General features: G+C 71.6%; 1 protein-coding gene. It reads right to left on the bottom strand.

From position 1 onward, the window contains the following. Positions 1-90 precede the first annotated feature (90 nt). Positions 91-1290: an acetyl-CoA C-acetyltransferase gene (locus CXQ97_RS18525; RefSeq protein WP_104182358.1), complete on the bottom strand. Its 1200-nt coding sequence runs from the start codon at positions 1288-1290 to the stop codon at positions 91-93. Positions 1291-1323 lie beyond the last annotated feature (33 nt).

Genomic DNA, 1323 nt, shown 5'->3' with positions numbered 1-1323 from the left:
CCGCGGCCGGCATGCGTCGGCATCGCCGCAGTACGGAAAGAGCCCCGCTTCTCGCGAAGCGGGGCTCTTTCCTGCTCTGCCGCCGGTGCGTCAGCGCCAGAGGAGGAGAGCCTCACCCTGGCCTCCGCCGCCGCACAGGCTCACGGCGGACTTCCCGCTCCCGCGACGTGCCAGCTCCATCGCGGCATGGAGCGCCAGCCGGGCTCCTGACGCGCCGATCGGATGACCGAGCGCGATCGCGCCACCATGGATGTTGCACTTCTCGAGGGGATAGTCGAGATCCTTGAGCGACTGGACGGCCACGGATCCGAACGCCTCGTTGATCTCGATGAAGTCGAGCTCCCCGGCTGTCCAGCCGGCACGGTCCAGGGCCTGCCGGATGGCGGCCGAGGGCTGGGAGTGGAGGGTGTTGTCCGGTCCCGCGACCTGCCCGGGCCGCCCGACGACGGCGAGGACGGTGAGCCCCGCCTCCTCGGCATAGGACCGCGTGGTGACGACGAGCGCCGCCGCCCCGTCGGACAGGGGGGACGAGTTGCCTGCCGTGATGGCACCGTCGGGATTGAACGCGGGGCGCAGCTTCGCCAGCGACTCGACGGTCGTGGTCGGGCGGATGCCCTCGTCGGCGGTGAGGACGACGTCGTCGCCCTTCCTCTGCCGCACGGACACGGGGATGATCTCCTCGGCGAGGACACCGCCCTCCGTGGCGGCCGCGGCACGCCTGTGGGAAGCGGCGGCGACCTCGTCCTGTTCCGCGCGGGGAATCTCGAGGCGCACGTTCCCGCGCTCCGTCGAAGCACCCATGGATTCGTCGTCGAAGGCATCGGTCAGGCCGTCGTGCGCGACCGAGTCGAGGGCCTGCAGGGACCCGTAGGTCCAGCCCTGCCGGGAGCCCGGCAGCAGGTGGGGCCCACGGGTCATCGACTCCTGGCCGCCGGCTACGACGACGCGGGCCTCGCCGCTGCGGATCAGGCGGGCGGCGTCGATCACGGCCGTCAGGCCGGAGAGGCACACCTTGTTCAGGGTGACGGCGGGGACGTTCCAGGGGATGCCGGCCTTGACGGCCGACTGCCTCGCCGGGTTCTGGCCGCAGCCCGCCTGCACCACGTGTCCCATGATGACGGCGTCGACCGCCGCCGGGTCGACTCCCGCGCGCTCCAGGGCACCGGTGATCGCGAGTGCTCCGAGCTCGACGGCGGTGAAGGAGGCGAGCTGTCCGTTGAGGCGTCCGAGGGGTGTCCGGGCGCCGCCGACGAGGACGACGTCCTCGGGGGTTGGCGTGGGTGTCGCCATGGCGAAACTCTCTTTCGTCGTTGAAATGGTGCC

This window comes from Arthrobacter sp. B0490 (genome assembly GCF_002929355.1).
Lineage (GTDB): Bacteria > Actinomycetota > Actinomycetes > Actinomycetales > Micrococcaceae > Arthrobacter_D.
Note: the sequence above shows the minus strand (reverse complement) of the source record. Positions and strands in the feature narration are given on the sequence as shown.